The 24,973-nt window shown below is 45.4% G+C and carries 23 protein-coding genes; 11 read left to right on the forward strand and 12 right to left on the reverse strand.

Annotation, left to right across the window (positions count from 1 at the left end; translation table 11 throughout):
• Positions 1–448: 448 nt before the first annotated feature.
• From fre to trxA, 6 genes are all read right to left on the reverse strand, one after another.
• Positions 449–1,162: an NAD(P)H-flavin reductase gene (fre, locus tag ITG09_00005; GenBank protein ID UPR52109.1), complete on the reverse strand. Its 714-nt coding sequence runs from the start codon at positions 1,160–1,162 to the stop codon at positions 449–451.
• 20 nt (positions 1,163–1,182) lie between these two features.
• On the reverse strand, positions 1,183–1,452 hold the full coding sequence (locus ITG09_00010) for a 2Fe-2S iron-sulfur cluster binding domain-containing protein (protein UPR52110.1): 270 nt from the start codon (positions 1,450–1,452) through the stop codon (positions 1,183–1,185).
• On the reverse strand, positions 1,449–3,290 hold the full coding sequence (gene ubiD, locus ITG09_00015) for a 4-hydroxy-3-polyprenylbenzoate decarboxylase (GenBank protein ID UPR52111.1): 1,842 nt from the start codon (positions 3,288–3,290) through the stop codon (positions 1,449–1,451). Before ubiD ends, ITG09_00010 begins: the two co-directional genes overlap by 4 nt.
• A 98-nt stretch (positions 3,291–3,388) precedes the next feature.
• Complete coding sequence (locus ITG09_00020; protein ID UPR52112.1) at positions 3,389–4,384, reverse strand: hypothetical protein; 996 nt, start codon at positions 4,382–4,384, stop codon at positions 3,389–3,391.
• Positions 4,385–4,494: 110 nt separating this feature from the next.
• Positions 4,495–5,754: a transcription termination factor Rho gene (rho, locus tag ITG09_00025; protein UPR53558.1), complete on the reverse strand. Its 1,260-nt coding sequence runs from the start codon at positions 5,752–5,754 to the stop codon at positions 4,495–4,497.
• A gap of 200 nt (positions 5,755–5,954) precedes the next feature.
• Positions 5,955–6,281: a thioredoxin TrxA gene (gene trxA, locus ITG09_00030; GenBank protein ID UPR52113.1), complete on the reverse strand. Its 327-nt coding sequence runs from the start codon at positions 6,279–6,281 to the stop codon at positions 5,955–5,957.
• A 111-nt stretch (positions 6,282–6,392) separates the two neighbouring features.
• Here trxA and rhlB point away from each other — a divergent pair, with 111 nt between their 5' ends.
• The gene (gene rhlB / locus ITG09_00035; GenBank protein ID UPR52114.1) at positions 6,393–7,703 is read left to right on the forward strand and encodes an ATP-dependent RNA helicase RhlB; all 1,311 of its coding nucleotides are present in this window, start codon (positions 6,393–6,395) and stop codon (positions 7,701–7,703) included.
• Positions 7,704–7,709: 6 nt separating this feature from the next.
• A complete protein-coding gene (gene gppA / locus ITG09_00040) occupies positions 7,710–9,203 on the forward strand; it encodes a guanosine-5'-triphosphate,3'-diphosphate diphosphatase (GenBank protein ID UPR52115.1) in 1,494 nt (497 codons plus the stop codon).
• 101 nt (positions 9,204–9,304) lie between these two features.
• On the opposite strand, the gene ITG09_00045 is transcribed toward gppA, so the two are convergent.
• From ITG09_00045 to recQ, 3 genes are all read right to left on the reverse strand, one after another.
• Positions 9,305–9,976, reverse strand: coding sequence for a 7-cyano-7-deazaguanine/7-aminomethyl-7-deazaguanine transporter (locus ITG09_00045; protein ID UPR52116.1), 672 nt, complete (start codon positions 9,974–9,976; stop codon positions 9,305–9,307).
• Between the two features lie 278 nt (positions 9,977–10,254).
• The gene (locus tag ITG09_00050; protein ID UPR52117.1) at positions 10,255–10,566 is read right to left on the reverse strand and encodes a DUF3630 family protein; all 312 of its coding nucleotides are present in this window, start codon (positions 10,564–10,566) and stop codon (positions 10,255–10,257) included.
• 77 nt (positions 10,567–10,643) lie between these two features.
• Complete coding sequence (gene recQ / locus ITG09_00055) at positions 10,644–12,482, reverse strand: ATP-dependent DNA helicase RecQ (protein UPR52118.1); 1,839 nt, start codon at positions 12,480–12,482, stop codon at positions 10,644–10,646.
• A gap of 180 nt (positions 12,483–12,662) precedes the next feature.
• Here recQ and rarD point away from each other — a divergent pair, with 180 nt between their 5' ends.
• The 5 genes from rarD (at position 12,663) to tpx (ending at position 18,338) form a co-directional block, all read left to right on the forward strand.
• Complete coding sequence (gene rarD, locus ITG09_00060) at positions 12,663–13,571, forward strand: EamA family transporter RarD (GenBank protein UPR52119.1); 909 nt, start codon at positions 12,663–12,665, stop codon at positions 13,569–13,571.
• 86 nt (positions 13,572–13,657) lie between these two features.
• Positions 13,658–14,452 carry an AraC family transcriptional regulator gene (locus ITG09_00065; GenBank protein UPR52120.1) on the forward strand — a complete coding sequence of 265 codons (795 nt, stop codon included), beginning with the start codon at positions 13,658–13,660 and terminating at the stop codon, positions 14,450–14,452.
• Positions 14,453–14,544: 92 nt separating this feature from the next.
• Positions 14,545–15,207 carry a LysE family translocator gene (locus ITG09_00070; GenBank protein UPR52121.1) on the forward strand — a complete coding sequence of 221 codons (663 nt, stop codon included), beginning with the start codon at positions 14,545–14,547 and terminating at the stop codon, positions 15,205–15,207.
• 91 nt (positions 15,208–15,298) lie between these two features.
• Entirely contained in the window at positions 15,299–17,056 is a 1,758-nt protein-coding gene (ggt, locus tag ITG09_00075) for a gamma-glutamyltransferase (GenBank protein ID UPR52122.1), read from the forward strand.
• Positions 17,057–17,840: 784 nt separating this feature from the next.
• Complete coding sequence (tpx, locus tag ITG09_00080) at positions 17,841–18,338, forward strand: thiol peroxidase (protein ID UPR52123.1); 498 nt, start codon at positions 17,841–17,843, stop codon at positions 18,336–18,338.
• Between the two features lie 121 nt (positions 18,339–18,459).
• Here tpx and uvrD read toward each other — a convergent pair whose 3' ends face one another.
• On the reverse strand, positions 18,460–20,634 hold the full coding sequence (gene uvrD / locus ITG09_00085; GenBank protein ID UPR52124.1) for a DNA helicase II: 2,175 nt from the start codon (positions 20,632–20,634) through the stop codon (positions 18,460–18,462).
• Positions 20,635–20,897: 263 nt separating this feature from the next.
• On the opposite strand from uvrD, the gene ITG09_00090 reads away from it, so the two are divergent.
• The 4 genes from ITG09_00090 (at position 20,898) to ITG09_00105 (ending at position 23,307) form a co-directional block, all read left to right on the forward strand.
• Complete coding sequence (locus ITG09_00090; GenBank protein UPR52125.1) at positions 20,898–21,158, forward strand: DUF2282 domain-containing protein; 261 nt, start codon at positions 20,898–20,900, stop codon at positions 21,156–21,158.
• 64 nt (positions 21,159–21,222) lie between these two features.
• The gene (locus ITG09_00095; protein ID UPR52126.1) at positions 21,223–22,083 is read left to right on the forward strand and encodes a DUF692 domain-containing protein; all 861 of its coding nucleotides are present in this window, start codon (positions 21,223–21,225) and stop codon (positions 22,081–22,083) included.
• Positions 22,080–22,847, forward strand: coding sequence for a putative DNA-binding domain-containing protein (locus ITG09_00100; GenBank protein ID UPR52127.1), 768 nt, complete (start codon positions 22,080–22,082; stop codon positions 22,845–22,847). The genes ITG09_00095 and ITG09_00100 overlap by 4 nt, the downstream gene beginning before the upstream one ends.
• Before the next feature lies 1 nt (position 22,848).
• On the forward strand, positions 22,849–23,307 hold the full coding sequence (locus tag ITG09_00105; GenBank protein ID UPR52128.1) for a DoxX family protein: 459 nt from the start codon (positions 22,849–22,851) through the stop codon (positions 23,305–23,307).
• A gap of 67 nt (positions 23,308–23,374) precedes the next feature.
• On the opposite strand, the gene ITG09_00110 is transcribed toward ITG09_00105, so the two are convergent.
• Both ITG09_00110 and ITG09_00115 read right to left on the reverse strand, forming a co-directional pair.
• Complete coding sequence (locus tag ITG09_00110) at positions 23,375–23,656, reverse strand: hypothetical protein (GenBank protein ID UPR52129.1); 282 nt, start codon at positions 23,654–23,656, stop codon at positions 23,375–23,377.
• Positions 23,657–23,758: 102 nt separating this feature from the next.
• Positions 23,759–24,958, reverse strand: coding sequence for a multidrug effflux MFS transporter (locus ITG09_00115; GenBank protein UPR52130.1), 1,200 nt, complete (start codon positions 24,956–24,958; stop codon positions 23,759–23,761).
• Between the last annotated feature and the right edge of the window lie 15 nt (positions 24,959–24,973).

The following is a 24,973-nucleotide window of genomic DNA, read 5'->3' on the forward strand; positions in this document are numbered from 1 at the left end:
TAGAAAGTAGTTATTCGTATTGGTCACTCAGTTCATTGAAACCAAAGTTGATTCCGAAGAATCTGTTTTATCTAACGATAAAACGTTTTGATATTCATCAACGAGTGCCCACACAGATTGATAGGTTTAAATTGTTAAAGAGCTTCACTTGTTGAGCGTTCCTTTTAAGCAAGGAGCCTCTCGAAGTGGACGGCCATTCTAGCGAATTAACATTCAGTGTCAAACACTTTTTGAAATTTAATTTTTGTCGCTTTCCGTCTGACTGATTATCGCTGAAGCCTTGTGGCGTCTGCCGTCTCAGTGGTGTCGCATTATAGGGAACCCACTCAGCTTAGCAACTACTTTTTCATGAAAAATGAATAAATAGAGGTTAAGTGCCTAATAGTTCACCTAAACAGAAAAAAGAGAGCATTTCTGCTCTCTTTTTGCTCTAAATCTAAAAGTATTCTTAGATAAATGCGTAAGCATCTGCGTACATATGGTCACGCTTTGCTTCTTTATTCTGAGTAAACAAGTCTCTTGCAGCACCTGCCATTTCGAAACGACCCGCAATGTAGATATCGAAATCAGCTAATGATTCGAAACTTTGCGTGATTGCTTCAAGTACATTACCCGTTTGACCTTGCCAAACCTCAGGCGCTTCTTCTACTACTGGTACAAAATGTACATTGCTGTGTTTTGCTGCAATGTCGACAAGCTCTTCTTTCGCATACAGCTGACACTCATCTTTTGCGCCCCAGTATAGATGGATCTCTTTTTTACTATTCTGCGCGATGCAGTGATCGAGAATAGAGCGCACGTAGCTAAAGCCAGTACCACCAGCAATGAGTAACAGAGGACGATCGCTTTCTTCTTTAACCCATGCATCACCGTGCGGAGCATCAATCGCTATGTCACCATCTTCAGCTTGCGCTTTCTTCATTGCCTCAACAACTTCTGAAGCGTAAGCATTGTGCTCAGCTGCACCAATGTGTAACTCAAGCTCGCCTTCATGACGACAAGGGCTGCTTGCAATCGAAAATGGACGCTTATCTTTTTCACCCATTTCAACCATCAAGTATTGGCCCGCTTTAAAAGCTACTGGTGTTTCTGGGTGAAGTAGGATTTGGTAAGTGTTACAAGCTAATGGCTCGATAGACTTCACTTTACATTTAATAGTCATGTTCTTCCTCTCACTAACCCTTAATCGGCAAAGGTTAGAACTAAATTACTTTCTGCAAATGCTTGGCAAGCAAAAATCCAACCTTGTAGCTGCTCTTTCTCTGTAAGCATGGGTTCAAGGTGGTAACTCACTTGGCCTTCTAATTTTTTGCACATACACATAGCGCATGCACCAACTTGGCAGCGGTTTGGAAAATTGACATTGCTGTTGAGCGCAGCATCCAAAACCGTTTGCCCTTTTTCTACGGTAAAACTGATATTTTCTGGGTATAAGACTACTTGGAAGCTCATGAGATTCCTAGTTGTTCCCAGATGCTATCAATTTTTTTAACGACGTCTGGGTTTTTAGTGATTGGAACACCCCACTCACGTAGGCATTCACCTTCAAACTTGTTCGTCGCATCTAGACCCATTTTTGAATGTCCAGTTTGTTTTTTCAGGAAGAACGTATCTCTTGCAGGATCCATTCTTGTAGTCACCGCCCAGATAATGTCATTCCAGTCACTAACGTTAACGTCACTATCACACACGATGACAAACTTGTTCTCATCGAACTGAGACCAGACCGCTTCAATGATTTTCTTACCATTGCCTGCCGCTTGTTTATCGATAGACACAACGACCATGCACGCATTGTCATTCTGTAAGTGAATATCAATAATTTCAGGGAAGGTTTCGGTTAGCTCAGCTAGGCAACCTTCAATATGCTGACTATTTATAGGTAAAGATTGAGCATCAGGTGATAGTGCCAGCTCCGCATCCCACTTCTTAGTAATGTCTAAACCCATTTTTGAGCCTAAACCTACCACTGGCGATGCAAAATCTAGTGAATCGATAGGTGTGTTCTCTATCATCAGGCTGTCACGAGACGGATCCATATGTTCACACATGGCAGCGGTCACTTCAGACCAATCTCGAGCGTTGACATCCTCATCGCATACCAAGACAAATTTTGTGTACATGAATTGGCGTAGGAAAGACCATACACCCATCATCACTCGCTTAGCGTGACCTGGGTATTGCTTCTTCATGGTCACTACCGCCATTCGGTACGAACAACCTTCAGGTGGCAAGTAGAAGTCTTCTATCTCTGGGAATTGCTTTTGCAGAATAGGAACAAACACTTCATTTAACGCAACACCTAATACTGCGGGCTCATCAGGTGGACGGCCAGTATAGGTACTGTGATAGATCGGGTTTTCGCGCATGGTTACATGAGTAATAGTAAACACATGATGCTTTTCTTTCTCGTTGTAGTAACCAGTATGGTCTCCGTATGGCCCCTCGTCTGCAAACTCATTCGGGTCGATGTAACCTTCCATCACGATTTCTGCACTTGCAGGAACTTCTAGGTCGTTACTGATTGATTTAACGACCTCAGTTTTACTGCCACGCAATAAACCGGCAAACGCGTATTCCGATAAGGTATCTGGAACGGGTGTAACAGCACCAAGAATGGTGGCAGGATCTGCACCAAACGCTACCGATACAGGGAATGGCTTGCCAGGGTTGGTTTCCATCCAATCACGTAGATCGAGCGCGCCACCACGGTGGGCTAACCAACGCATGATGATTTTATTCTTACCAATCTTTTGTTGGCGATAGATACCTAAGTTTTGGCGTTTCTTGTTCGGACCACGCGTAACGGTCAAACCCCATGTTAACAATGGTGCGACATCATCAGCCCAGCAACTCATCACCGGGATTTTATCAAGATCGACGTCATCACCTTGCCATACGATTTGTTGACAGGCCGCCTTACGAAGACGCTTAGCTGGCATGTTTAAGACTTGCTTAAACACAGGCAGCTTATCGATAGCGTCTTTAAAACCTTTCGGTGGCTCAGGTTCTTTTAAGTAAGCAAGTAACTTACCCACTTCGCGTAACTCTTTGACTTCTTGACGCCCCATACCAATGGCTACGCGATCAGGTGTACCGAATAGATTGGTCAAAACAGGCATGTCATAGCCTACGGGGTTTTCAAATAAAAGAGCCGGGCCACCAGCACGTAGAGTACGGTCGCTAATCTCGGTCATTTCATAGTCTGGGTCGACAGGGTGAGAAATGCGTTTCAACTGACCAATGCTTTCAAGATGGTCGACAAAATCACGTAAATCTTTAAAACTCATAGGGCTTCTACATGCTGATTATTCTGCGCTCAGTATATCAAAAAGGGCGACACTGAGATCCCCCTTTTTAGTAAGGTTATTGAGAGCCAAAATCCACTTTAAGGTAATGCTTGCTCGATCAAAGAACTCTTAACCTGAGGGTTATCATTCACAAGATCTTGCAACCAGCGAGTATGACCTTGTTTTGCCAGTTCACGAGCAACTAATGAGGCTTCATCGGCTATCGCCATCCTAGAAACAAGAAACTGTTTCACCTCTTCTGAGAGCGGGTTCACCTTGGTCAATAACATGATGGCTTCATCTTTCAAGCGCGGGTTCTTGGTCGCAGCCATAACCTGTTCAAGCGCGAACGCTTGTTTGGTTTCAGCAAGACGTACCAGCTCTGCTTGGCTATGGTAGTCAGCCTTCATGCGCCATAAAATCTTGTAGACTTCAGGGTCTTCACTGACCTGTGCCAGTCGAACCACAACTTCCGTTGAGGGCAACCAACTTACGATAGACGAAGTGGTCAGTTGCTTAGTCAAATAATCAACTGCTTCAGGTGACAAACTATCGAGCTCTCTGATTAGCAGCGCTTCTCGCGCTTGAACCTGATGCTCTAGGCCAGATAACCACTCTTTTAAATCGAGCTCTTGTTTCTCAGCATCTAACACAAAGACCAATGTCTTTTGGTCTTGGCGCCATTGTTTGATTAATCGGTTAGCAATCGAAGGGTAATTAAAGGCAGGTACCGTAAACTCATAGCCATCGCCACGCTCCAATACTTGGTAAGTTGGCGTAAGAGCAAGTTGCTGTTCAATGAAGATAGACATCTTAGGCGTGAGGACGACTTTTTGCTGTTCGAGCTTTTTCAAGAGCTGGTAACGAGCCACCTCTTGCTGAGGAAATGTCAGACGCTCGAGTGCAAAGCGCAGCGAATTGACTTCGTCACGTACGACAAATTCGAGTAATTCAGCAGTTTTCAGTTTTACTTGATCATTCTCAAGCCAAGACTCTACTGTCGTTGGAGACATCTCAGTGGCATAGCTCATACCGACCGGGGAAAGTAACAGTGAAGTAGACAGGAGTAATGATGACAACAGTCCATGTTGCATTTTAACTTCCTCGTAACACTTTTGGTCATTCTGCAAGCTGTAGCTACAAAATGCAAATAAAAAGCGCCACCCGAAGGCAGCGCTTTTTAATAACTATCAGCTAATCAAGGCTACTGACGACGCATTGCGTCAAAGAACTCATCGTTCGTTTTGGTCATTGCTAGCTTATCGATAAGGAATTCCATTGCATCGATTTCGCCCATTGGGTGAACAATCTTACGTAGGATCCACATCTTCTGTAGTTCATCGTTCTTCGTAAGAAGCTCTTCGCGACGAGTACCAGAGCGGTTGAAGTCAATCGCTGGGAATACACGCTTTTCAGCAATCTTACGGTTAAGGTGCAGTTCCATGTTACCTGTACCTTTGAATTCTTCGTAGATAACTTCATCCATCTTAGAACCAGTATCAACCAGTGCAGTTGCGATGATAGTTAAGCTACCGCCTTCTTCTACATTACGTGCCGCACCGAAGAAACGCTTTGGACGATGTAGAGCATTTGCGTCAACACCACCAGTAAGAACTTTACCTGATGAAGGAATCACAGTGTTGTAAGCACGAGCTAGACGAGTAATAGAATCCAGTAGGATAACCACGTCTTTCTTGTGTTCAACAAGGCGTTTCGCTTTCTCGATAACCATTTCTGCAACTTGTACGTGGCGAGATGCTGGCTCATCGAATGTTGAAGCAACTACTTCGCCTTTAACTAGACGCTGCATTTCTGTTACTTCTTCTGGACGCTCATCGATAAGTAGAACCATGAGTTCACACTCTGGATGGTTACGAGCAATGCTTTGAGCAATGTTTTGCAGAAGCATTGTCTTACCCGCTTTAGGCGGAGCAACAATCAGACCACGCTGGCCTTTACCGATTGGAGATGCAAGGTCAAGAATACGAGCTGTAATATCTTCAGTCGCACCATTACCCGCCTCCATCACCATACGTTCGTTGGCATGAAGAGGAGTAAGGTTTTCGAAAAGAATCTTGTTACGAGCGTTGTCTGGCTTGTCGTAGTTAACCGTGTTTACTTTAAGCAGTGCAAAGTAACGCTCACCGTCTTTAGGTGGACGGATTTTACCGCCAATAGAGTCACCTGTACGTAGGTTAAAACGACGAATTTGGCTTGGAGATACGTAGATATCATCTGGGCCAGCCAAATATGAACTGTCGGCGCTACGTAGGAAACCAAAACCGTCTTGAAGAATTTCTAGAACACCATCACCAAAGATGTCTTCACCACTTTTTGCATGTGCTTTAAGGATGGAGAAGATAATGTCTTGTTTTCTTAGGCGAGCTTGATTTTCAAGACCTAAGCTTTCGCTAAGTTTAACAAGCTCAGACACAGGTCTGTTCTTCAGTTCAGTAAGATTCATAGTGGTGGAAGTTTGTTTAGTCAAAATAGGATCTGTTTTCTTAAGTTAAGAAGGAGTTGGTCACAGGATCGACCAAGAAGAGAAAATCGTTCAATTAACGTGCGATAAATTAGCACTAAAACTAATACTAGTCCATAGCTTAGAAAAAACAAAACCGCGCATTTGTTAACTGCGCGGTTTCTTTTCAAATGCTGACCTAATTAAAGGTTAGCGTCTAGGAACTCTTTAAGTTGAGTTTTAGACAATGCACCAACTTTAGTTGCTGCTACGCCGCCATCTTTGAAAAGAAGTAGCGTTGGAATACCACGAATACCAAACTTTGGTGGAGTTCCAGCATTCTGGTCGATATTTAATTTACCGATAGTGAGTTTGCCTTCGTACTCGTCTGCGATTTCATCAAGAATCGGAGCAATCATTTTACATGGACCACACCATTCTGCCCAAAAATCAACAAGAACCGGGCCTGCAGCGTTGATCACATCGTTATCAAAACCGTCATCAGTTAGCTGCAAAATCTTATCACTCATCTTCCACTCCAATGTATTTTTTAGAACTGGTTGGATGATAACCAGTAAATAGATGCCCTATTGGAATGTATTTACTTTCGTATTGCAAGCTTAAGCTGATATTCTATACCAATGAAAAAGACGCATATCACAGAGCAAAAGTTCGCCGACTTGGATTTACTCCCGCAAGTCATTGAAGGATTGGAGAAAAAAGGGTTCGATTACTGTACCCCTATCCAAGCCTTGGCGCTCCCGGTACTGCTCACCGGCCAAGACATCGCAGGCCAGGCCCAAACGGGTACTGGTAAAACGCTAGCGTTTCTTACTGCTACATTCAACCACCTGCTAAAAACACCTGAGCATGAAGGCCGCAAGCCTAATCAGCCACGTGCGATTATTATGGCTCCAACACGTGAACTCGCGATTCAGATCTACAACGATGCTGACTCTCTGGTTGAAAGCACGGGTATAAAAGCAGCATTAGCTTACGGTGGCGAGAGCTACGACAAGCAACTAGGTAAGATCGAAGAAGGCGCAGATATCTTAATTGGTACGACTGGTCGCATCATCGATTTCTACAAACAAAAGGTATTTAACCTTAACCACATTCAAGCTGTTGTTCTTGACGAAGCTGATCGCATGTTCGATCTTGGTTTCATCAAAGACATCCGCTTCTTGTTCCGTCGTATGCCAGAACCTAAAGATCGCCTGAACATGCTGTTCTCTGCGACGCTGTCTTACCGCGTACAAGAACTTGCATTCGAACATATGCACAACCCAGAGCATGTCGTTGTTGAACCTGAGCGCAAGACCGGTCACCGTATTCAAGAAGAGCTTTTCTACCCTTCTAACGAACACAAAATGGCTCTTCTACAAACGTTAATCGAAGAAGAGTGGCCAGATCGCGCAATCATCTTCGCTAACACTAAGCACAAATGTGAATCAGTTTGGGGCCACTTGGCTGCCGATGGTCACCGTGTTGGTTTGCTAACGGGTGATGTTCCTCAGAAGAAACGTGAAAAGATTCTTGAGCAATTCACTAAAGGTGATGTTGACCTGCTTGTCGCAACGGATGTTGCAGCACGTGGCCTACACATCCCTCAAGTAACACACGTATTCAACTTTGACCTACCTGATGACTGTGAAGATTACGTTCACCGTATCGGCCGTACAGGTCGTGCTGGTGAAAGCGGTCACTCGATCAGCTTTGCTTGTGAAGATTACGCAATCAACTTGCCACCAATCGAAGAATACATTGAGCACGCTATCCCAATGTCTGACTACGATGCTTCTGCACTACTAGAAGATCTGCCAGCACCGATGCGCTTACGTACACGTAACCCGCAACAACGTCGCTCAAACAACAATGGTCCACGCAACGGTAACCGTAAACCAAACCAGAACCGTCGCCCACGCCAACCGCGTCATAACAAGGAAGCTTAGTCGCTTATGAGTCAAACAGTGTCACCCCCGCTTTACGCTGCAATCGACCTTGGGTCGAACAGTTTTCATATGCTCGTTGTGCGTCATATCGATGGCAGCGTACAAACCATGGCTAAAATTAAGCGCAAAGTGCGTTTAGCTGCAGGCTTAGATGAAAATAATGCGCTTAGTACTGAAGCCATGCAGCGCGGTTGGGACTGTTTGAGTCTCTTTGCAGAGCGACTGCAAGATATTCCGAAAGAAAATATCCGCATTGTAGGTACAGCGACCCTACGTACTGCTATCAATGTGGATATCTTTCTAGAGAAAGCGAACCAGATTCTTGGTTACGACATCAATGTTATCTCTGGTGAGGAAGAAGCTGCGACTATCTATAAGGGCGTAGCACACACTTCTGGTGGCAGCGGCCGCCGACTGGTAGTGGATATTGGTGGCGCAAGTACCGAAATGATAATCGGTGAAGGCTTCTCAGCGAAAGCACTAACCAGCTTAAAAATGGGCTGTGTGACTTGGCTTGAACGCCACTTTAAAGATCGCCAATTAACCGCAACCAACTTTAACAACGCCATTGAAGCGGCGAAGTCTACCTTGGCTCCTATCCTAAATAGCTACACTGATATCGGATGGGATGTGTGCGTAGGCGCAAGTGGCACTGTTCAAGCACTGCAAGAAATCATGTTGGCGCAAGGCATGGATGAAGTGATTACTCATGCCAAACTTAAGCGTCTACAAAAACAAGCGATGATTACAGAGCGCTTAGAAGAGCTAGAGATAGAAGGCTTAACCCTTGAACGTGCATTAGTGTTCCCAAGTGGTCTGTCTATTCTTATCGCGATTTTTGAGCTGCTTGAAATTGATTCGATGACACTTGCTGGCGGCGCACTGCGTGAAGGTCTTGCCTACGAGATGGTTGACGAACTACGCCAAGAAGATATCCGAGCTCGTACCGTGACAAGCGTTCAATCTCGCTACCAAATGGACGTGAGCTACGGTGAACAAGTGGCTGCACTAGCACAAACGTTGTTTGAACAAGCAGGAGCCGAAACTTGGGTTTCAGAGCCTCAAGCTAGCGTATTATTGCAAACTGCCGCGAAGCTTCATGAAATCGGTTTAACCATTGATTTCAAAAAAGGCGGAGAGCACAGCGCTTACTTACTACAGAACTTAGACTTGCCAGGCTTTACCCGAGCTCAAAAGCACTACTTGGGTGAGTTAGCACGTCGCTACCGTGAGCAATTAACCTCACTACCAGAGCAACACGCTGTTTCTGGTACGAGCAGCAAGCGTATTTTACGTATTCTGCGCTTAGCTATTTTGCTGACTCACCGTCGCAATCCAGCGCTAGAGCCTGAGTTTAAGCTTGCAACCGATGGTAACAACCTGACCTTGACGCTTTCTAAGCAATGGCTAGCAGAAAACCCACTTACCGCTGCTGAGCTAGAGATCGAATCGAATAGACAAACCGATATTGGCTGGCCATTGAATATTGAATGCCTCTGATATTAGTATCTGACGCTAGAAATTAAAAAAGGCCAAGTTAGTAAACTAACTTGGCCTTTTTCTTATCGCTGCATTAATGCTTTGCGTTACAAGTCTCAAACTTAAGCGTTCACACCTGTCGCTTTAAAGTCAGGGTTCACTGCTGTTAACTTCTTAACTACGTAATTTAGAAGCACACCGTACATTGGAACAAACAGACCTAAGCTGATGATAAGCTTGAAGCCATAATCGACCAATGCAATCTCAGTCCAGTGCTCAGCCATGAATGGATCTGGGCTTTGGTAGAAAGCAATCGCAAAGAACGCGATGGTATCGAGCGCGTTACCAAATAGCGTTGAACACGTTGGGGCTACCCACCACTGTTTAAGCTGACGCAGACGGTTGAAAACATGCACATCTAAGATCTGACCAAGCAGATAAGCCATGAAACTTGCCGCGGCGATACGTGCAACAAACAAGTTGAACTCACCCAGCTGGCTAAAGCCTTGGAATGAACCTTCAAAGAACACCACAGACAATAAATAAGAAACGGCCAGTGCCGGCAACATCACTAAGAAAATGATTTTACGAGCAAGCTGTGCGCCAAAGATGCGTACGGTCAGATCGGTCGCTAAGAAGATAAACGGGAAAGTGAAAGCACCCCAAGTGGTGTGCATACCGAAGACGGTAAAAGGGAGCTGAACCAAATAATTGCTTGATGCAATAATGATCAAATGGAACAAAACTAATAGTGCTAGGGCTTTGCGCTGTTGCGCAGGGGTAAAGTTACTCATGCTGTACCTTTTTAGTTTGGTTTGGGGGTGAGGGAACCCAAATCGAGTCATTTCTTCGAATAAACTAAGAAAGCTCTTACCAATAATGTGAATTAAAAATGTTTCTATAATTTGCTCTATTGAGCGGCGGGCGATTATACATTAATCAATATTAGCTGCAACGGTGAGAACAGACGCAATCGTTTATCCTCACTTTTATTGGTGAATGGCGTTAAAAGCTATGTTTTTTAAAGCGAGGTTTTTAGGTTCTATGCCTAAAATTAGAAATGCGCTTGAAGTTAGAAGCCACGCTTGAAAAGCGTCGCTAAATAATCAAACTCTTCTCGGCTTTCTTCCGCGTTTAAAGACTCAAACCAGATTGATTCACTGTAATGTTCAGACTTTAAAAACATCCGACAATCTTCAAAATCAATCAACCAAGAATGCATATCGGCGTCCCATTGCTTTTCAACAACTGACGCTGACAGCAATGCCACCAGCTTTTCACCTAGCACTTCATAAGAATCAAAATCAAAACTTGGAGACGTAATCAATAAACGCCCTTCCTCAGCCAAATACTCTCTTAAGCCAAATTCTGTTGGTGTTGTCATGTCCCTATCAACCTTATTCTTTTCTATGGGCTAATCGCTTTATAGCTAAACGCTTCTGAAAACTAGGAATTAGCCAATTAACCGTGTGTCGTGATGTGTTCTTGAATCAAATCTAAGAATGGGTCCGCGTACTTATCGAGTTTACGCTGACCAACACCGTTAACCGCCAGCATCTCACCGTATGAGGTAGGCAATACTTCAGCCATATCAATCAAGGTCGCATCACTGAATACCACATAAGGTGGTAAACCATCTTCATCAGCGATCGACTTACGCAGCTTACGCAGTTTGGCAAACAACTTCTTATCGTAGTTCTTGCTGCTTAACTTATCGGACTTGGCATTACGCACCGCCGTATCTAAACGAGGTACAGCCAACTCCAAAGACATCTCACCACGCAGTAGCGGACGCGCTTCTTCTGTTAACTGTAATGTCGAGTTACGAGTGATGTTCTGGAACAACAAGCCTTTGTGAATAAGCTGACGGAAGATACTGATCCAGTAATCGTGGCTATGGTCGCGGCCAATACCGTAAGTAGACAGCTTATCGTGACCATTATCGCGCACACGGATGTTCTGCATACCACGCATTACTTCGACCACGTAGCCCATACCAAATGACTGATTAACACGGTACACACAAGACAACGCTTTCTGCGCCTCTTGGGTCGCATCAAAGTGTTTTGGTGGATCTAGGCAGATATCGCAGTTGCCACATTGCTTCTCGCGATATTCGCCAAAGTAGTTCAACAGAACCTGACGACGACACGTTTGCGCTTCGGCAAAGGCACTCATCGCGTTCAGCTTGTGCATCTCAACTTGTTTTTGCGGGCCTTCTTCTTTTTCATCCAGCATACGACGCAGCCAACCCATATCAGCAGGGTCAAACAACATCATAGCTTCAGCAGGCAAGCCATCACGACCTGCGCGGCCTGTCTCTTGATAGTAAGATTCGATGTTGCGTGGGATATCAAAATGCACCACAAAGCGTACGTTGGGTTTATTGATGCCCATACCGAAGGCCACGGTCGCGACCACAATCTGAATATCATCACGTTGGAAAGCTTCTTGAACGTAAGCGCGTTCGTCGGTGTCCATGCCTGCATGATAACCCGCAGCACGAATACCGTTATTGCACAGCTTCTCGGTCACCATTTCCACTTTCTTACGGCTACCACAATAGATGATACCGCAATTGCCTTTCTGTGTTTCTAGGTAGCGAACCACCTGAGACACGGGCTTGTGCTTCTCAACTAGGTTGTAGCGAATATTAGGGCGATCGAAGCTGCCTAAGTACGTGTGCGGCTCCACCAGCTGCAAACGCGAGATAATATCTTTGCGCGTCGCATCGTCAGCGGTTGCTGTCAGCGCCATATAAGGCACATGCGGGAAATACTGTTTAAGCTGGCCTAGCAAAGCATATTCAGGACGGAAATCGTGTCCCCACTGAGAGATACAGTGCGCCTCATCCACCGCAATCATCGAAAGCGGTAAGCCTTGCAAGCGCTCAATGAAGTCACGCATCAACACACGCTCTGGCGAAGCATAAACCATCTTCAATTGGCCTGAGTTCATGCGGTTGAACACGCTCAACAGTTGATCGCGTGGCATTGATGAGTTTATGCACTCAGCCGCCACGCCATTGGCTTTCAATTGGTCAACTTGGTCTTTCATCAATGAAATGAGCGGTGAGATAACCAAAGTCAGCCCATCACGCACTAAAGCCGGGATCTGGTAACACAGAGATTTACCACCACCGGTTGGCATAATCACCAAGCTGTCTTTGCCTTCAACGGCTAGGTCTATGACCTCTTGCTGACCATCACGAAAGCTTTGATAACCAAAGACATCTTGTAAGATATCTTGCGCATCATTCGCGGGAGTTGGTGTTTGCTCAGCAATCAGAGTGGCGGTCATTGTGGTTCCTAATCAAGGTATAAAGTCAGCGTGCAGCATTGGCAAGCAAGGCGCACATTGTAGAGGGGAACGCTGGCGAATTAAACCGCAAATTGTTAGGTGAAAAGGGTTAACGCTCCTATACTGACCAACTCTCTTTATAAATCTTATTAATAAGCACTCAGTGCTAGAGAAAGTTACATGACACAAGACGACCAACAACGTACGCGACAGGGAATTTTGCTTGCCGTTGCCGCTTACACCATGTGGGGAATCGCTCCCATATATTTCAAATCTTTAAGCGAAGTATCCCCATTTGAGATTCTTAGCCACCGTGTAGTATGGTCTTTTTTCCTACTCGCTTTTCTACTGCACATGAGTCGTGGCTGGCGTAAGGTTCGAGACACCCTCACCTCTAAACCAAAAATGCTCTATTTAGTCGCCACTTCGATTTTAGTGGGCGCCAACTGGCTTATTTTCATTTGGGCGGTGAACTCCAACCACATGCTCGATGCCAGCTTAGGCTATTACATCAACCCGCTGATTAACGTGTTACTCGGAATGTTCTTCCTTGGCGAACGCTTACGCAAGCTTCAATGGTTTGCCGTTAGTCTTGCTGCGATTGGCGTGATAATTCAATTGATCGCGTTTGGCTCTGTGCCGATCGTTGCCATTGCCCTAGCCTTCAGCTTTGGTTTCTATGGCTTGTTACGCAAAAAGGTTAGCTTGGAAGCTCAAACTGGCTTATTTATTGAGACACTGGTGATGCTGCCTATCGCTGCAACGTACTTGTTGTTTATCGCAGACAGCGCAACGTCAGATTTCTTGATGAACCCGATGCAGCTCAATCTATTACTGGTTGCAGCAGGTGTGATCACCACTGTTCCATTGCTTTGTTTTACTGGCGCAGCAACTCGCTTGAAGCTATCTACACTCGGCTTCTTCCAGTACATCGGTCCAAGCTTGATGTTCTTGCTCGCGGTTCTTATTTACGGCGAAGCGTTTACCAGCGACAAAGCGATTACCTTCGCCTTTATCTGGGGTGCCTTGGTGGTATTTAGCTTTGACGGCCTTCGTAACAACAAAAAGAACAAACGAGCGAAACAGTAACACTGATCGTTTTTTACAAGACAATTTCTAGATACGAATATAAGCTTGGTTGAATTGATGATAATTTGACCAAGCTTTTTTATTCCATGGATAAAGTCCACTACTACTCTACACCTAGCCAAGATATCAGCCTGATCCAAGCTCAATACCAAGAGTTTGCCTTTCAGCGCCACTATCATTTGGACTTTCACATCGGCCTAATCACTCAGGGTCAGCAAAAGTTTGTCTATAAAGGGACAAGCTACCACGCTGGCGCAGGACAAGTAGTGATGATGCCACCTGATGAGTTGCATGATGGTCACTCAAAGCTAGAATCTGGCTACCAAGTCAGTGTCTTTGCTGTCTCCCCACAATGGTTGGGCGATCTTGCCGATCACAGAGAAAATGGTCGCGCTTTAAGCTTTTCTGAATTGATCCTCTCCGATCAAGCGACTTTTTTACAATTGTGTAACCTTCACGGGCTACTTATCAACCCAAACATCAGTCAACTTGCTCAAGATTGCCTACCATTCGAAGGTTTTTCGACGATTGTTGATCGTTACGCGCAATTTGGATCGAAAACAGAGGTGCAGCTTGGTACCCAATCGATGTACACGCTCAAAGACTATTTGATGGCAAACCTCGACCAACCGGTACGACTCGAACAGCTGTCTGAACTGTGCGATCTCACCACCACTCAGTTTCAACGCCACTTTAAGAACAAGATGGGCATTACGCCTTATGCTTGGTTGAGTCGTTTACGAATGGAGCAAGGTATGCGACTGATTAAGTCAGGCATTGGCGGCACAGAGGTAGCTCATCAAGTTGGGTTTTACGATCAAGCCCATTTTTCGAAGGCATTTAAGACCGCATTTGGCGTTTCTCCCTCGAAAATTAACTAGATGTTGATAATTTACAATTGGCTGGTTTGAAATCGCGGTAAGCTGCGCTCAACAACACAATCAAACAGAACAATCGAGTTACTGGAACAGATATGAATGAAGTCACCATCTTAGTCACCCTTGCCTCTATCCACTTTATCGCCTTGATGAGCCCAGGCCCTGACTTTGCGCTCGTCGTACAAAATGCAACACGTCACGGACGCCAGACCGGCTTGTATATTGCGCTTGGTTTATCTTGCGGGATCTTGCTGCACTCACTACTCAGCTTGACGGGCATCAGTTACCTCGTCCACCAGCAACCGACTCTATTTGCGATCATGCAGCTGGCAGGCGGCAGCTACTTGTTGTACCTCGGTTTTGGTGCATTAAAAGCCACGTGGCAGATCATCCAACATCATGACGATGACTCAGAGGTCGTTAATTCAAAGGATCTGATTCTCACCAACAAACGGGATGCATTTTCTAAAGGGTTTATGACCAATATTCTCAACCCTAAGGCTTTGGTGTTCTTTGTTAGTTTAATGTCGAGCTTAGTCCCTGCTGATATGTCGCTTTCAGGTAAAGGCTTTGCCCTAATCATTCTATTTGGCCTATCACTCTTTTGGTTCTCACTGTTGGCGTGGATGCTTTCAACCAAAGCACTGCAGAAAAAGCTGCATGAAGCGACCGTTTATATCGATGCTTTGTGTGGCGCGGTCTTCACCATTATCGGCTTAAGTATTCTTTGGCAGTCGCTGTCTGGTTTAATCGCTTAAATTCGAATCAAGATTACAATTCGTTAACAACGTACTGGCTATCTTCTCTTTCCACTGCCAATCTAGCTCTGCATATTAAAAGGAGAAGATCATGCAGTGGAAAACAAAACTAACAACCCTCGCCACTTCTACCCTACTTTTTGCCTCTCACGTCAGTTGGGCAAATCAAGCTGCCGATTCCGTCGCACCCGAACAAAGTAGTGGTTTAGAAACCAAACAACTCGTTAAAGCCAATGATTGGATGGTCACCGCAGCCAACCCATTAGCAACACAAGCTGGTGCTGATGTGCTTGCTCGTGGTGGTAACGCCATTGATGCCATGGTTGCCGTGCAGCTTATGCTTGGCTTAGTTGAGCCTCAATCATCAGGTATTGGTGGTGGTGCGTTCCTTGTTTATTTTGATGGCAAGGACAAGCAACTAAAAACCTACGATGGTCGTGAAACTGCACCACTTGATGCCACACCACGTCTGTTCCAAGACGAAAACGGCCAACCGCTTAAGTTTTATGATGCCGTTGTTGGCGGTCGCTCCGTTGCGACACCGGGCACCGTGCAATTACTATGGGATACTCACCAGAAATACGGCAAGTTAGAGTGGGCATCACTGATTAAACCCATTGCTCAACTGGCTGAGAAAGGTTTTACCATCAGCCCACGTTTAGCCACCTTGATCGAAAACGACCAAGAACGCCTAAGCCGCTTTGCCACTACCAAAGCCTATTTCTTCAATGCCGATGGCAGCCCGAAAACCGCGGGTACGCAACTTAAGAACCCAGAATACGCGGCAACGTTAAATGCTATCTCGAAGAACGGTGCTAAGGCCTTCTATCAGGGTGAAATTTCTGCCGACATCATTAATACAGTGCAAACTGCTAAAGGTAACCCTGGCGTATTGGCGCAGAAAGATTTCGACGCGTATTCAATTAAGCAACGTGAGCCAGTTTGTTCTGCTTATGAAAGCTATCAAGTATGTGGAATGGGACCACCAAGTTCAGGTGCATTGACCGTTGGGCAAATATTAGCGATGACCGAGCAGTTTGACCTCAAATCATGGGGACCAAACGACGCGAAATCTTGGCAAGTGTTAGCAGACGCTTCTCGCTTAGCCTTTGCAGACCGTGGTATGTACATGGCAGACCAAGATTACGTGCCAATGCCGACCCAAGGGTTAGTGAATACTGACTATTTGCAGGAACGTGCTCAGCTAATTACCGCAGGCAAGGCACTAGAAAACGCGCCATCGGGCACCCCACCGTGGGATCATGCCATGCTACGCAGTCAAGATGTGTCTATTGAACTGCCTTCCACCAGCCACTTCAATATTGTCGATAGCGATGGCAATGTCGTATCGATGACCACCACCATTGAGAACGCATTTGGCTCACGCCTGATGGTGAGAGGCTTCCTGCTCAACAACGAACTGACCGACTTCTCATTCAAGACTCATAACGATGGCAAGCCTATCGCGAACCGACTTGAACCGGGTAAGCGCCCACGTTCTTCAATGGCACCGACCATCATCATGCAAGACGACAAACCTTACATGGCGATCGGTTCTCCGGGCGGCAGTCGTATCATAGGTTATGTGGCACAAGCCATTATTGCCCACACCCAATGGGACATGGATATCCAACAAGCTATCAACCAACCACACTTCCTAAACCGTTTCGGAACCTTAGATTTGGAAAAAGGAACATCGGCGGAAAACTTCAAACCTGAGCTAGAAAAGATGGGATTTGAGGTCAACGTTCGCGATCTTAACTCGGGTTTACACGCTATTCGCATCACAAAAGATGGTCTAGAAGGTGCTGCAGACCCTCGTCGTGAAGGTGCCGCTATCGGCCAATAAGGAAAAATACTCCCTTTTTACTCCCTGTCTTGTGCGAGATCTCTCACAAGGCAGTGAGTAAATATCGATATTTAACTGCGAAATTAAGCACCTAGATATTGTAACCTATTGAAATAAAACAACACGTACATTTATCATTCAAATAATTATATAGAAATTCGCTTATGCACCATTGCTGATAAATAAGGAATCGGTAATATGAATGGTGTCGGAAGGATGCTGACACGGAACAGGAAACGCCAAGGACTTGGTTATCTTCAGGATGAAGATTCGATTACTCAGGATGAATAATCGGCATGGATAGCGAAATGGACATTGAATGGACGCAATAGTAACTAGGATGGTTGCTACTAAGGAAAGACAATGGACACCTCTGGACGAGGAAAGGACTGAACATCAGGATGATGTAAAGGACACCGCTCAAGGAACAAGTGACGCGCGCTAACGAGGATTGTTGGCAGATCAGGATAAGATCAAGGACACCGCTAGGAAGGCGACGAAAGGAATACGCTGAAGGATAACAGCACACTATCATGGATTTGATGCATGGAGCACACTTAGTAGCCGGATTGCTGCGAGTAAGACTATAGACCCCGATGAGCGCAAGCTCTCGGGGTTTTTCTTTATCTGTAGTCCCACTTTTCTTCCCCTAAAACAAATAAATCAAAGACCTTTGATTACAATTCTGACATTTAAACCATTCACTTCTTAACCACTTCCGAGTAACGTAAGTCTTACTAGGCTCAACTAGTTTCATAACCATAATTAAATTAAGGACAAATTCATGTCACACGTTACCTTCAAAGGCGCTGCTGTACCGCTAACTGGCACATTCCCACAAACCGGCGAGCAGGCTCCAAGCTTTGCACTGACTGCAGGCGATCTTTCTGAACTGACTCTTGCTTCTCTTGCTGGCAAGAAAGTCGTTCTAAACATCTTCCCAAGCATCGACACAGCAACTTGTGCAACGAGCGTACGTACGTTCAACGCAAAAGCGGCAGAGCTTGAGAACACGGTTGTTGTTTGTATTTCTGCTGACCTACCATTTGCTGCAGGTCGCTTCTGCGAACTAGAAGGCATTGAAGGCGTTCAACACGCTTCAACTTTCCGTTCTCCTACATTCGCATCAGACTACGGCGTAGCGATTGCTGAAGGTCCACTAGCAAGCCTAACAACACGTGCCGTTGTCGTTGTTGATGAAAAAGGTGTGGTAACACACAGCGAGTTGGTTGCAGAGATCACTGAAGAGCCAAACTACGAAGCGGCACTTGCAGCACTGTAAGATCCCTTCTAGTCAGCCATGTATTGTGATCGCTTAAAGCGGTACGCAATAAAAAAGAGCAGCCATTGGCTGCTCTTTTAGTTTTTAATAATGAACGATTTTTAGATGCCGAAGTAGCGGATTAAAGCTGCTCTAATCGAGCATAAGCCGTTACTAACCACTTAATCCCTTCACCGTTAAACGCAACTTGAACTCGGCTTTGTGGGCCGCTTCCCTCGAAGTTGATGATGGTACCTTCACCAAACTTAGGGTGCTTAACGCGAGAACCCAAACTAAAACCTGTTTCATTGAAGTTCTCTTTCACGGCGGTTTGGCTAAAGCGACCACTGCTTGCAGGGCGGCTCACTTGCGCTTTCATACGAACCTCATCCAGACATGTCTCTGGTAGTTCACGAATAAAGCGTGACGGTTTGTGGTACTTGTCCTGACCGTACAAACGACGCATCTCAGCGTAAGTGATGTAAAGCTTCTCCATCGCACGCGTCATGCCTACGTAACACAGACGACGCTCTTCTTCTAAGCGCCCTGCTTCTTCTGCAGACATCTGGCTTGGGAACATACCCTCTTCAACGCCAACCATGAATACCATCGGGAACTCTAGGCCTTTAGCGCTGTGCAGAGTCATGAGCTGAACCGCATCATCAAATTCATCAGCCTGACCTTCACCCGCTTCCAAAGCCGCATGAGTTAAGAATGCCGTTAGCATGCTCATTTCATCCGCTTCTTCTGGTTTTTCAAACTGACGCGTTGCCGTTACCAATTCTTCCAAGTTCTCAATACGAGCCTTCGACTTCTCACCTTTCTCTTGCTCGTACATCGCAAACAAGCCAGACGATTTGATCACGTGGTCGGTTTGCTCATGAAGTCTCAGTTCTATGGTGTCATCTTCAAGTGCATTGATAAGTTCAATAAAGCGGCTCAAAGCACCCGCAGCACGGCCTGGTAACACTTGTTCTTCTATCAGAGCAACACTGGCTTCCCACATGGTTGCACCGCGATCACGCGCTGCAAGACGAATCGTTTCTAACGTTTTATCACCCAAGCCACGAGTCGGCGTATTAACGACACGTTCGAATGCCGCATCATTGCTGCGGTTACTCATTAAGCGCAGGTAGCTCAAAGCATCTCTGATTTCCTGACGCTCGAAGAATCGCATGCCACCGTAGATTCGGTAAGGCAGACCACCTTGGATAAGCGCTTCTTCAAGCACACGAGATTGGGCGTTATTACGATACAGCATTGCGGTATCCTCTAACGCACCGCCTTTCTCTTGCCACTCTTTGATTTTGCTGACCGTGAAGCGCGCTTCATCTAACTCGTTATAAGCTGAGTAAACAGAGATTGGCTCGCCATCGTTGCCATCAGTCCACAGCTCTTTACCCATACGCTCAGTATTGTTCGAGATAAGCTCGTTAGACGCCTGAAGAATGGTTTTGGTTGAACGGTAGTTTTGTTCGAGTCGAACCGTTGAAGCACCTGGGAATTCATCCAAGAACTTCTGAATATTTTCAATTTTAGCGCCACGCCAGCCATAGATAGATTGGTCATCATCGCCTACGATCATCACGCGACAATCCGGGCCCGCCATCATACGTAACCAAGCGTATTGGATATTGTTGGTATCTTGGAATTCGTCGACAAGAATGTGCTTAAAGCGAGCTTGGTAGTGCTCGCGGATGTGTTTCTTATCGCGCAATAGCTCATGCGATCGCAACAAGATTTCAGCAAAGTCGACCAAGCCAGCACGATCACACGCCTCTTGGTAAGCAGAGTAGATCTTTAACCACGTTAGAGTTATTGGATCATGGTAGGCGTCAATGTGACTTGGGCGCAGCCCTTCGTCTTTCTTGCCATTGATCCACCAAGAAGCCTGCTTGGCTGGCCACTGCTTTTCATCAAGGTTTTGCGCCTTGATTAAGCGACGCAGCAAACGAATCTGATCATCTGAATCAATGATCTGGAAGTCTTCTGGCAGTTTTGCATCTAGGTAGTGAGCACGAAGGATGCGGTGACAGATACCGTGGAAGGTACCGTTCCACATGCCCGACGAGCTACCCATCATCAACTCTTCAATACGACCACGCATCTCTGCTGCCGCTTTGTTGGTGAAGGTAACCGACATGATAGAGAACGGTGATGCTTGCTCTACGCTTTGTAACCAAGCGATACGATGCACCAACACTCGCGTTTTACCACTGCCAGCACCTGCCAGAATAAGTAGGTTTTCTAAAGGTGCTGCGACCGCCTCACGTTGTTTGTCGTTTAGGCCATCGAGTAAAAGCGAAGGATCTATCATTGGATATGCTCACTACTGGGTATTTATACATAAAAGTTGATTATAACCTAAACACTAGGCTGCGTTTAGGATAATAAGAAGAAAAAACATTCAAAAATTAACATCATAAAATCAGCAACTTAAAAGGCGATTCATCATTAATATTGATATTTCTTATAATGTCGTGAAATTATTTCCTAGTTCTTCCTATCCTTTTTAGTAAGCAAGTTAACAATCCATTAACCTGCGATATAAAATACTATTAAGTCCTAGAGGGAATGACTATGAAAAATTCTAATCTTGCTGTTACAGCTGCAATCACAAGTGTACTAGCGTTCGGCGGTGCAGTTCTTACATCAGCACCTGCAGAAGCAGCGGCAAAAGAAAAATGCTACGGCGTGGCAAAAGCTGGCCAAAATGATTGTGCAACCAAAACAAGTTCATGTGCGGGTACAGCAAAAGAAGACAACCAATCCGATGCATTCGTAGTCGTACCTAAAGGGCTGTGTGGCAAATTATCAGGTGGTAACACTCAATCATCATAATTGAGCTGCTTAGTATGGTGAGCTGACATTCAGCTCACCTCCACTTCTTATTAGGAGAATCGTTGTGACTCAAACTCTTCACCCCAACGCAGGGGTTGGCCTTAGAACACCGCACTTGGACTTCTTTAGCCAAAACCCAGCCTTAATGAGTTGGTTAGAGGTGCACAGCGAGAACTACTTTTTAACTCAATCACCGCAACGTCAACAACTCAGGGAAATTCGTAACGCCCACAACATAAGTTGCCACGGTGTTGGGTTGTCTCTCGGTTCTGTTGAGCGCATCAACCCAAATCACTTACTACAGTTAAAAGATCTGATTGATGATATCGAGCCGTTCTTGGTTTCTGACCACCTTAGCTGGAGTCAGACCGGTGGTCATTACTTCAATGACTTATTACCGCTGCCTTATACCGAAGAGGCGTTAGAAGTCTTCTGTCGCAATGTCATCGAGGTTCAAGACAGCCTGCAACGTCCTATGCTGATTGAGAACCCATCGAGTTACCTAGCCTTCAAGCATTCAACCATCCCAGAATGGGAATTTTTGGCTGAGGTACAAAAACGTACTGAGTGCCGACTGTTACTCGATTTCAATAATATTTTCGTCTCATCTTTTAATCATGGCTTCAGCAGTGAAGAGTACTTAAGCGGAATACCTGCAGACAAAGTGGAAGAGATTCACTTGGCAGGTTTTACCAAAAAGAAACTCGAACAAGGTGAGATCTGGATAGACACCCACAGTAAACCTGTCTGTGACGAAGTGTGGAAACTCTACACCGACTGGATAGCACAACATGGTTTGCGCCATACCTTGATTGAGTGGGATCTAGACATCCCAGAACCACAAGTCTTATTGGCTGAAGCAACCAAAGCCAGTGATATTTTGTATCAACACGACAAGTTCAACCAAAGGAGTCGCGCATCATGAGCCACTCTTTAGCTAATGTGCAATCGGAGTTTGCTAACGCCCTACGCTATCAAAACAATGGTGAGCACTGCGACATAGTGAGCGACCACTTTACCGATGAGCAACGCATCCAGATTTACCGCAACAACTTTGTGATTAGCTTGAGCGAAGTACTGGCAGCAGCCTACCCACTCACTGAAATGCTGGTTGGTGAAGAGTGCTTCCAACAGATGGCTCGTCAACATGTCTTAAGTTATCCATCAACCTCTGGTGATGTCAGCGGTTATGGGGAATATTTTGAACAGACTATCCAAGCTTTTCCTGCTGTTATTGAGGCTGCACCTTATCTCACTGAGGTGGCTTTGTATGAATGGCAAAAAGATAGCTTGGTGAGATGTGTTTCAGAATCACATGTCGACCAACGTCCCCTTTCTTGTTTAGCTGATGTGCCACAAGAGCAACAAGGCGCTTTAGTCTTTCATCTCAAAGGTTCAATAACGCTAGTCAATTCTAGCTATACGATGATCGCACTTGAGCAAGCGATCTATCAGCAACAACTCGACGGGTTAGACATCAACCAACCTGAATTTGGGGTGTTAATCCGCGCCGAGAATTCAGAGATTGAGAGTCATTGTTTGACAGAAGAATGCCACCAACTACTAACTGAATTGCAGTCGGGTCAAACGCTCGCTGAGATTGCCCCTTCACTACTACAACACCTGAATACTGTCATGGCGCTTAACGTCATCTCAGGTTTTTCAATCGATGCCGAATTGGAGACATAATATGGATAACAACACAGTCACGAACATGATGGCTCAATACGACAATTTGATTGAGAAATCACAGGCACTTTTTGTTCCAGTGCTTCTGCTATTTTGTCGCCTTTGGGTGGCATGGGTATTCTTTAATTCTGGGCTGACTAAAATAGCAACTTGGGATAGCACTCTGTACTTGTTTGAATTGGAATACCAAGTCCCACTGTTACCTTGGGAGCTAGCGGCCTATATGGGTACTGCCGCTGAATTGATTCTGCCAGTATTCTTAGCACTTGGTTTATTAACACGACCTATGGCTGCAGCACTATTCGTTTTCAATATCATGGCCGTCGTGTCATACCCTGTATTGTGGGCGCAAGGCTTCTACGATCATCAGCTTTGGGGATTAATGATTCTTATCGTCGTTGTATGGGGCGCTGGACCATTTTCATTGGATAGAATCTTGAAGAAGCAATTTAGCAACTAGTCCTCATCGCAAATCCAAAACGCAAAAAACCACTCAAATGAGTGGTTTCTTTTTAACTGGTGAAAAACTACTTGCTCAGAAAAGCTTGTAATTCCTCAGCTGAAATACCTTGCTCTGCCAGCTCTTTTGCTAGTAGCTGAACTTGTTCACCTTTACGAGATTCAACCACGCGTTGAAATTGGTAAATGATATCTCGCAAAGTGTCGATTGGAACTTGTTTTGCCGCACTGCGAATACGCTCTTCACTTTGGTTTCCTAGCTCTTTAAGCAATTTACCAAACATGACCTTTTCAGGTGCATCTTCCATTTGTTCTAAGATGCGCGCCATTTCGTAGGTTGTTAATGACATTACAGTATTTTCCGTTGGGGACTAACGTTTCAATGAGTGACAAATATACCATGTTTTAACGTTTCGCAAACCGCCATTTGTATATTTTGTCACCCTTGAGACTTATGCCTTAGAAAACGTCGTGTGCCACGACTTACCAGCTTTGCTCGCAAGCACTAACAATGCTGGAACAATCAGGAACATTTGCAGCGCAATCATCACTTGCGATGTTAAATCAAGGCGCTGCATGGTACCAACCAGTAACCCTGAGCCACTCATTTGAAACAAACCAAGCAACGCAGCTGCGGTACCCGCACGGTCACCGAAAGGTTCAAGTGCCTTACCGGCTGCAGCACCAAGAATCCAAGCAAAACCAACTGAAGACAAGAAGATTGGCAGCATGAATGCGATCGCACTAGCATGGTCAGCAAGTACCAACATAATGACGCCAGCCAGACCCAATGTTGAGATACCTACAACTAACGCCTTATATGTACCAAAACGGTCCATAAACTTCGGTGCAGTGAATGCAGCCGTGATGTTGATAACCGCGTTAATACCAAACCAGAAAGTAAATTCGTTCATCGTCAAACCTAGGTTTTCCATCAACACAACAGGTGCAGAGGTTACGTAAGCCAAGATTACTGCCATTGCCATCAAGCACAATGTCGCATGGAAGATGAATGATGGTGTTTTCAATACCGACCAGTAACGCTCAAGTTTGAACACCGCGACCTTTTCTGTCGCTGGATTAGACTCTTTCATATGGAAAAACAAAATGATGCCAACCACGACAGCGAACACAGCCATGAAGCTGAAGTTAGAGCGCCAGCCAAACTGTTGAGTCAACCAAGCACCAAGAATCGGCGCTAATGCAGGAATAAAGCAAATGGCGCCATTAAGGTAACTGATCATACGGCCACTCTTCTCCGGGCCAAATAGATCGCGAACCGTCGCAAAGGCTGCTACAGAAGTCGCACAAGCTCCTAAGCCTTGTAGCAGCCGAGCTATTAGCATCATATCAATCAATTGAGCTGCCCACGCCAAGCAAGCACTCAATGCATAGATACTAACACCTCCCAATGCAACGGTTCGACGTCCTAGCTTATCAGCCAAAGGGCCTGCAAATAATTGCCCGACACCCATGGCGAATAAAAACCAAGTAATCGTATCTTGTGCTAGTGCGTGTTCCACGTGAAACGCTGTTGAAATTTGTGGCAGAGCTGGAAGATAAATATCTATAGCCAGAGGGCTAAATAGAACCAGCATTGCCAATAAAGCAACCTGCAGTTTACTAGGGGTTGGAAGCGCGTTAGAAGGCACAAGATTCTCCGAATG

Origin of the sequence: Vibrio cyclitrophicus, assembly GCA_023206055.1 — a bacterium.
Lineage (GTDB): Bacteria > Pseudomonadota > Gammaproteobacteria > Enterobacterales > Vibrionaceae > Vibrio > Vibrio cyclitrophicus_A.